6 protein-coding genes are annotated in these 7,888 nt (G+C 70.1%); 5 read left to right on the top strand and 1 reads right to left on the bottom strand.

From position 1 onward, the window contains the following. Positions 1-92 precede the first annotated feature (92 nt). From mraZ to E1202_RS30645, 4 genes are all read left to right on the top strand, one after another. Complete coding sequence (gene mraZ, locus E1202_RS30660; protein ID WP_132620661.1) at positions 93-524, top strand: division/cell wall cluster transcriptional repressor MraZ; 432 nt, start codon at positions 93-95, stop codon at positions 522-524. Positions 525-698: 174 nt separating this feature from the next. Further along, complete coding sequence (gene rsmH, locus E1202_RS30655) at positions 699-1,733, top strand: 16S rRNA (cytosine(1402)-N(4))-methyltransferase RsmH (RefSeq protein ID WP_132686801.1); 1,035 nt, start codon at positions 699-701, stop codon at positions 1,731-1,733. Next, the gene (locus E1202_RS30650) at positions 1,730-2,464 is read left to right on the top strand and encodes a hypothetical protein (RefSeq protein WP_132686800.1); all 735 of its coding nucleotides are present in this window, start codon (positions 1,730-1,732) and stop codon (positions 2,462-2,464) included. The genes rsmH and E1202_RS30650 overlap by 4 nt, the downstream gene beginning before the upstream one ends. Continuing rightward, entirely contained in the window at positions 2,464-4,305 is a 1,842-nt protein-coding gene (locus tag E1202_RS30645; protein ID WP_132686799.1) for a peptidoglycan D,D-transpeptidase FtsI family protein, read from the top strand. The genes E1202_RS30650 and E1202_RS30645 overlap by 1 nt, the downstream gene beginning before the upstream one ends. A 139-nt stretch (positions 4,306-4,444) precedes the next feature. Here E1202_RS30645 and E1202_RS30640 read toward each other — a convergent pair whose 3' ends face one another. Continuing rightward, complete coding sequence (locus E1202_RS30640; RefSeq protein WP_235879132.1) at positions 4,445-5,782, bottom strand: MFS transporter; 1,338 nt, start codon at positions 5,780-5,782, stop codon at positions 4,445-4,447. A 200-nt stretch (positions 5,783-5,982) separates the two neighbouring features. On the opposite strand from E1202_RS30640, the gene E1202_RS30635 reads away from it, so the two are divergent. Then, a complete protein-coding gene (locus E1202_RS30635) occupies positions 5,983-7,701 on the top strand; it encodes an IlvD/Edd family dehydratase (RefSeq protein WP_132686798.1) in 1,719 nt (572 codons plus the stop codon). Positions 7,702-7,888: the final 187 nt, after the last annotated feature.

The raw sequence follows: 7,888 nt of genomic DNA, 5'->3' as shown, positions 1-7,888 counted from the left end.
CTGCTGCCTTCGTCGGCAGTTGACTCCGCGTCGGTTCGGCGCGGGGACCAGTCGTCGGCAGGGGCGATCCGGGCCGGGGGAGGTGGACCGGGATGTTTCTCGGTACCCATCACCCCAAGCTCGACGACAAGGGGCGCTTGACGCTGCCGGCGAAGTTCCGGGACGCACTGGCGGGGGGTCTGATGGTCACCAAAGGTCAGGACCACTGCCTCTACGTCTTCCCGCGCGACGAGTTCGAGCAGATGGCGCGCAAGGTCGCCGAGGCTCCGTTCACCAACGAGGCGGTTCGCGCCTACCAGCGGTACCTGTTCGCCGGAACCGACGAGCAGCGGCCCGACGGTCAGGGGCGGATCTCCATCGCACCGGAGCTGCGGCGCTACGCGGAACTGAACAAGGAATGCGTGGTCATCGGCGCGATCACCCGCCTGGAGATCTGGCAGGCGGAGAGGTGGCAGAGCTACCTCGACGAGCACGAGGAGGGCTACGCCCAGGCTCGCGAGGAGGTGCTGCCCGGCGTGTTCTAGGCGTGACGGTCGGGTTTCGTGAGGCCTCGGTCCGCTCGGCTTTCGCCTCCTGGTGCATCTTCCCCGGTACCAGGAAGCGACGGGCGGGCGGGGACCTGACGGGATCCGGCGCAAGAGGGGGATCAACGCTGCGACGGTCGGTGCGCACTGCTGAGTGCGCGCCGATCGCTGGTTATGAGCAAGAACGGCACGCGGGAGGGAGGGACCGCAGTGGCCGACAAGCCGCATGAGACGGGCGGTTCCGCCCGCGACAAGCACGTGCCGGTGCTGTTGGAGCGCACGCTGGAGCTGCTCGCGCCTGCGCTGTCCCGGGACGGGGCGGTGGTCGTCGACGCCACGCTGGGCATGGGCGGGCACTCCGAGGCGATGCTCGCCGCGCATCCGGGGTTGACGCTGGTCGGGCTCGACCGCGACCCGGACGCGCTGCGCCTGGCGGGCGAGCGGCTGGCGCCGTACGCCGACCGGGTCCACCTGGTGCACGCGGTCTACGACGAGTGGGACCGGGTGCTCGACGAGCTCGGACTGCCCGCTGTGGACGCCGCGCTGTTCGACCTGGGCGTGTCCTCGTTGCAGCTGGACGAGGCCGAGCGCGGTTTCGCCTACGCGCAGGACGCGCCCCTGGACATGCGGATGGATCCCGGTGCGCCGCGCACCGCCGCCGACGTCCTCAACACCTACGCGCACGAGGACCTGGCGCGGGTGCTGCGGGTCTACGGCGAGGAGAAGTTCGCGGGCAAGATCGCCTCGGCGATCCTGCGCGAGCGCGACAAGGAGCCGTTCAGCAACAGCGCGCGGCTGGTCGAGCTGCTCTACAACACGGTCCCGGCCGCCAGCCGGCGCACCGGAGGGCACCCGGCCAAGCGCACCTTCCAGGCGCTGCGCATCGAGGTCAACGCCGAGCTCGCCGTGCTGGAGCGGGCTCTGCCCGCGGCCCTCGAGTCGCTGGCCGTGGGCGGGCGGATCGCGGTCATGTCCTACCACTCGCTGGAGGACAAGATCACCAAGCGGGAGTTCGCCGATCGCGTGAAGTCCCGCACCCCGGTCGACCTGCCGGTCGAACTCCCCGGGCACGGGCCGGAGTTCCGGCTGCTCACACGGGGTTCCGAGCAGGCCGGTGAGGACGAGAGAGAAACCAACCCCAGGGCGGCTTCGGTGCGGCTGCGCGCCGCCGAGCGGATCCGCGGGGGCAACGGCGAGGAGGCGACATGACTGCACCTGCACGTGCCAACGCGGCTTCACGGACCGACAGCGCCCAGGCCGAGACCGCGGAGAAGACCCGCACGGCACCTCAGCCGACGGGCCTGAAGCCGCCGCCCAAGAAGGCCGACAAGCGCCGCACCCGCTCGGCCGCCGCCGAGCGCGCCTACGCGCGTCGCGAGGAGCGCCGCGAGCAGTCGGCCCGGCGCCCGCGCCAGGTCCGGCAGGGCATCGACGAACGGCGTCCCGTCGCGGCCATGCCGCGCGCCAAGCAGCTGGTGCACGAACGCGTCTCAACGCTGGCCCGGCTGCCGCTGGTCGTGGTCGTGATGGTCGTGCTGGCCACCGGCCTGGCGGCGACGCTGTGGCTGTCGATCTCGGCGGTCAGCGGCAGCTACCAGCTGCAGGAGGGCGAGATGCGGGTCAACGCGCTCAACGAGCGCAAGGAGCAGCTGCAGCGCGACGTCAGCACGATGGGTTCGACGCCGGAGATCCAGCGCCGCGCCGAGCAGGAGCTGGGCATGGTCAAGGCCCCGGCACCGGCGCACCTGGTGCCGCAGCCGGACGGTTCGGTCGTGGTCGTCGGTGAGCCGGAGAAGGCCACCGCACCGCCGCCGCCCGCTCCGCCCGCGCCGCCCGCCGTGCCGGGCCAGGCGGTCGTGCCCGGTCAGCCGGTTCCGCCGGCGACCCCGCAGACCGCGCCGCAGAACGACCCGGCCCAAGCGCAGGCGATGGGGCGCTGATGCCGCGCAGGCCCCAAGCACGAGGTCGCACCGCCCGCACCAACGTCGCCGGAAGCAACCGGCGGCTGTTGGTCGGGCGGTTGCTCATGGTGATCGCGCTGCTGGTCACCGGCGCCAAGCTGGTCCAGGTGCAGGGCGTGGAAGCCGGTGCGCTGTCCAGCCAGGCCGAGAAGCAGCGGATCACCAAGGACGCGATCCCCGCCGAACGCGGGTCCATCGTGGACCGCAACTCCAACGTGCTCGCCTTCTCCAGCGAAGCGCGCCAGCTCTACGCCAACCCGCGCCAGCTCACCCAGGCCTTCGACGAGCAGCACGCGAAGGACCCGAGCAAGCCGACGTCGGTGCAGCACAAGCAGGACATCGCCCGGTTCATCGCCAAGACGCTGCCCGGCCAGATCACCGAGCAGGAGGTGCTGGACGCGCTGTTCAAGGACGCCGCGTTCACCTACTTCGGCCCGGAGATCGACCCGAGCCAAGCCAACCTGATCACCGAGAAGTACCCGCACATCGGCGCCGAGTACCGCGCCACCCGCGAGTACCCGGCGGGCAACCTGGCGGCCAACGTCATAGGCGCGGCGAACTGGCGGATGGACGAGCGCAAGGTGCAGGGCCAGATCGGCCTGGAACTGGCGATGAACAAGGTCCTCGCCGGTCGCAACGGCACCAAGGTCTCCGACACCGCGATGGGGTCGAGCCTGGTCATCCCCGGCACCGAGCGCGAGCTGGAACCGGCGACCCCCGGTTCGGACGTGCAGCTGACCCTGGACTCCGACCTGCAGCACATGGTGCAGCAGGCGGTCTCCGACTACGCCGTCCGCGCGGGCGCCAAGAGCGCGAGCGCGGTGGTCCTCGACGCCAAGACCGGCGAGGTCTACGCGCTGGCCAACGACAAGACCTTCGACCCGCGCGGTCCGTGGGTCGGCAACCTCGGCAACCCGGCGGTCACCACGCCCTTCGAGCCCGGTTCGGTCAACAAGCTGATCACCGCGGCGGGCGCGATCGAGCAGGGCGTGATCAAGCCCGAGACGGTGCTGCAGGTGCCGGGCAGCATCGAGGTCGCCGACCGCACGGTGGGTGACGCGTGGGAGCACGGCACCATCGGGCTGACCTTCACCGGCGTGCTCGGCAAGTCCTCCAACGTGGGAACGCTGATGGTCGCCCAGCAGCTCGGCGAGCAGCGGTGGTACGACCTGGCCAAGGCGTTCGGGCTCGGCAAGCTGACCGGCATCGGCCTGCCCGGCGAGAGCGCGGGCAGCCTGCTCCCGCGGGAGAAGTGGTCGGGCTCGACCTTCGCGAACCTGCCCATCGGGCAGGGTCTTTCGATGACCGTGCTGCAGATGGCGGGCATGTACCAGGCGATCGCCAACGACGGCGTCCGCGTGCCGCCGCGCATCATCGACGCCGAGATCGCTCCGGACGGCACGCGGATCGAGCGGCCGCGCCCGGAACCGGTCCGGGTCGTGAGCCCGCAGACCGCGCACATCGTCAAGGACATGCTGCGCTCGGTGGTGCAGAACGGTCCCGGCAGCGCCAACGACGGCACCGGCCCGGCCGCCGCGATGCCGGGCTACCAGGTGTCGGGCAAGACGGGTACGGCGCAGCAGATCGATCCCGAGTGCCGGTGCTACAGCCAGTCGAAGTACTGGATCACCTTCGCGGGCATGGTCCCCGCGGACGATCCGCGGTTCGTGGTCGGCCTGATGCTCGACGCCCCGTCCGGCTCCCGCGAATCCACCTCGGCGGCACCGCTGTTCCACACCATCGCCGGTTCCCTCACCCAGCGCTACCAGATCCCGCTGTCCAAGGAGCAAGCCCCGCTGCAGACGCTGCAGGTCCCCTGAGCGAACCCTCCAACCGGCTCTTCCCCTTCGCGGGGGAGAGCCGGTTGTCGTTGCGCGAGGGGGGTTCTGGTCCGAACGGACCGGGTGCGAAGGACGTGATCCGGGACCAGGGCCGTCCCTTGGTCTCCGGGAGCCCGGGTCAGTTCGGGTTGAGGCTCTTCGGGGTTCGGGAGTCCTGCGGTTTCGCGGCTCGTGCGGGGTCGTCTGATCTGGTGAGGGTGAGGAAGAGGGCTGCTGCGGCGAAGCCGCAGAGGGCGAGGAGGTAGAGGCCTGCGGCGTCGGAGTCGAGGGTGGACTCGACCCAGGTCTTGGCGACCGGGGCGACGAAGCCGCCCAGGTTCCCCAGCGAGTTGATGAGGCCGATGCCGGCCGCGGCGGCGGTGCCCGTCAGGTAGGCGGCCGGGAACGTCCAGAAGACCGGCTGCACGGCGATGTAGCCGGCCGCCGCCACCGACAGGCCCGCGATGGCCAGGACCGGGTTGCTGAAGGCCGCGGAGGCCGCGATGCCGACCGAGCCGACGGCGACGCAGGCGGCCGCGACGAAGCGCTTCTTCGGCTGGGCCAGGCGGTCCGCGGCCGTGTTGACCACGATGTTGACCACCAGCGCCGCGGTCCAGGGGATCGCCGTGACCAGACCGACGAGCAGTCCGACTTCGCTGCCCACGGCCTCGGAGACCTGCGTCGGCAGGTAGAAGGTCATGCCGTAGACGCTGCACTGGATCAGGAAGTAGATCAGGCAGAAGTACAGCACCCGGAGGTCCACCAGGGCCGAGAGCAGCCGGTGCGGTCCCCGCTTCGCCTCGTCCTCGGCGTCCAGCGCGGCTTGCAGGGTGGTGCGCTGGTCCTCGGTGAGCCACTTGGCGTGGGCTGGGGAGTCGTCGAGGTAGAAGAACGCCCACACGCCCACGACGCAGGCGATCAGGCCCTCGACGGCGAACATCCACTGCCAGCCCAGGAATCCGGCCGCTCCGTCGAGCTCCAGCAGCGCGCCCGACAGCGGTGCGCCGAGCACCGAGGCCAGCGGGATGCCGAAGTAGAACAGCGCGTTGCAGCGGGCGCGGTAGGCGTGCGGCACCCAGTAGGTGATGTAGAGGATCACGCCGGGGAAGAACCCGGCTTCGGCCACGCCGAGCAGGAAGCGCAGCAGGTAGAACAGGAACTCGCTGTTGACCAGCGACATCGCCGCCGAGATGAGGCCCCAGGTGACCATGATCCGGCACATCCACCAGCGGGCGCCGACCCGCGTCATGATCAGGTTGCTGGGGACTTCGAACAGCGCGTAGCCGATGAAGAACAGGCCCGCGCCGAGTGCGTACGCGGCCTCCGAGATCCCGGCGTGCGCCTGGAATTCCTCCTTGGCGAAGCCGATGTTGACGCGGTCCAGGAACGCGATGATGTACATCAGGAACAGGAACGGGATCAGTCGGACCATGACTCGCCGCACCGCTGTGCGCAGCGCCGGGGCGTCGGATCGCACCGTGCCTCCTCGTCGAGGTTCGGTATGTCGAACGTTGTTCGTGATTTGGACCACGAGCGTAGGAGTGCCGTTCGGCAGCGTCAACGGTCTTGTTCGAAATGGCAACCGCTGTTCGGTATTGCGGATGGGCTATTGCGCGCCGCCGCACGAGCTGGTTACGTCCCTTCCATCCGCTGGAAACCACAGCTCGGGAGGACGCGATGAGCACGCCGCGGCGCAGCGCCAGCTGGTTCGGGGCCTACGGGCGAGCGGGCATGACCGCTCGTTCCTGGGTGAAGAACCAGGGCTACAGCGACGAGGTGTTCGACGGGCGGCCGGTCATCGGCATCGGCACGACCTGGTCGGAGCTGGCGCCGTGCAACGCCCACCAGCAGCGCATCGCCGAATCGGTGAAGCGCGGTGTGTGGCAAGCGGGTGGATTCCCCCTGGAATTCCCCAACATGGCGCTCGGCGAGACGCTGATGCGGCCGACCACCATGCTCTACCGCAACCTGCTGGCCATGCAGGCCGAGGAGACCATCCGCGCCAACCCGCTCGACGGCCTGGTGCTGCTGTCCGGTTGCGACAAGACCACTCCCGGGCTGCTGATGGCCGCCTCCAGCGTCGACCTGCCCGCCGTGATGCTCACCGGCGGCCCGATGCTCAACGGCAAGTACCGGGGGACCGACATCGGCTCCGGCACCGCCGTGTGGCAGGCCGAGGCCGACCTGGTCGCCGGCCGCATCGACCAGGAGGAGTGCTACTTCATCGAGGGCTGCATGTCCCGCTCCAACGGGCACTGCATGACGATGGGAACCGCCTCGACCATGGCCTGCGTCGTCGAAGCGCTGGGCATGCAGCTGCCCTACGCCGCGTCCTGGCCCGCCGTGGACGCCCGCCGCTACGCCACCGCGCAGCAGACCGGGCAGCGGATCGTGGAGATGGTCTCCGAGGACCTCAAGCCCTCCGACATCCTCACCCGCGAGGCGTTCCGCAACGCCATCCGCGCCAACGCCGCCATCGGCGGCTCCACCAACGCCGTGGTGCACCTGATCGCGATCGCCAAGCGGGTCGGCGTGGAGCTCACCGTCGACGACTTCGACCTCGACACCCGCGAGGTGCCGACGTTGGTGAACCTGCAGCCCAGCGGCAAGTTCCTGATGGAGGACTTCTGCTACGCGGGCGGGCTGCCCGCGGTGCTCAAGGAGCTGGGCGGGCTGGTCGAGCGCGAAGCGATCACCGTCAACGGCAGGTCGATGGGCGAGAACATCGCCGACGCCGAGGTGCACAACCGCGAGGTCATCACCTCCTTCGACGAGCCGTTCCAGGCCGTGGGCACCGGCACCGCCGTGCTGCGCGGATCGCTGGCGCCCGGGGGCGCCGTGATCAAGCAGTCCGCGGCCTCGCCCCGGCTGCTGGTGCACCGGGGCACGGCGATGGTGTTCGAGGACGTCGACGAGTACTACGCGGTGTGCTCCGACGACGATCTCGATGTCGACGAGAACACCGTGCTGGTGGTCCGCAACGCCGGGCCGAAGGGCTACCCGGGGATGCCCGAGGTCGCCAACGTCCCGGTGCCCAAGAAGGTGCAGGACGCCGGGTTCGACGACATCGTCCGCATCTCCGACGGCCGGATGAGCGGCACCGCCTACGGCACGGTCGTCCTGCACGTCACGCCCGAGGCCGCTGCCGGTGGTCCGCTGGCCTTCGTCCGCACCGGCGACACCGTCAGCCTCGACGTGCCCAACCGGCGGCTGGACCTGGAGATCTCGGACGAGGAGCTGCAGCGCCGCCGGTCGGAGTGGAAGGACCCGGACAACCCCTACGAGCGCGGTTGGCAGCGGCTCTACTACGACCACGTGCTGCAGGCCTCCGACGGTGCCGACCTGGACTTCCTCGTGGGCAAGTCCGGCAGCTACGTCCCCCGCGACGGCCACTGACCGAGCGACGAGCCGCGCTGAGCGACCTGCCCGGTCGCCCAGCGCGGCTCGCCACCTGTGACCAAACCCCGATTACGGCCGTTTTCAGGCCCCTGATTACGGCGGTATTCCGGTCCCTGGGTTACTGCCGTTTTCGGGACCCTGATTACGGCGGTATTCCGGTCACTTGATGGGGCCGGAGCCGGGG

This window comes from Saccharopolyspora karakumensis, from assembly GCF_004349225.1.
Lineage (GTDB): Bacteria > Actinomycetota > Actinomycetes > Mycobacteriales > Pseudonocardiaceae > Saccharopolyspora > Saccharopolyspora endophytica.
Note: the sequence above shows the minus strand (reverse complement) of the source record. Positions and strands in the feature narration are given on the sequence as shown.

Bases quoted from the DNA above. Each gene is read 5' to 3' on its own strand.
- mraZ (WP_132620661.1), top strand. From the start codon at position 93: ATGTTTCTCGGTACCCATCACCCCAAGCTCGACGACAAGGGGCGCTTG.
- rsmH (WP_132686801.1), top strand. From the start codon at position 699: ATGAGCAAGAACGGCACGCGGGAGGGAGGGACCGCAGTGGCCGACAAG.
- E1202_RS30650 (WP_132686800.1), top strand. From the start codon at position 1,730: ATGACTGCACCTGCACGTGCCAACGCGGCTTCACGGACCGACAGCGCC.
- E1202_RS30645 (WP_132686799.1), top strand. From the start codon at position 2,464: ATGCCGCGCAGGCCCCAAGCACGAGGTCGCACCGCCCGCACCAACGTC.
- E1202_RS30635 (WP_132686798.1), top strand. From the start codon at position 5,983: ATGAGCACGCCGCGGCGCAGCGCCAGCTGGTTCGGGGCCTACGGGCGA.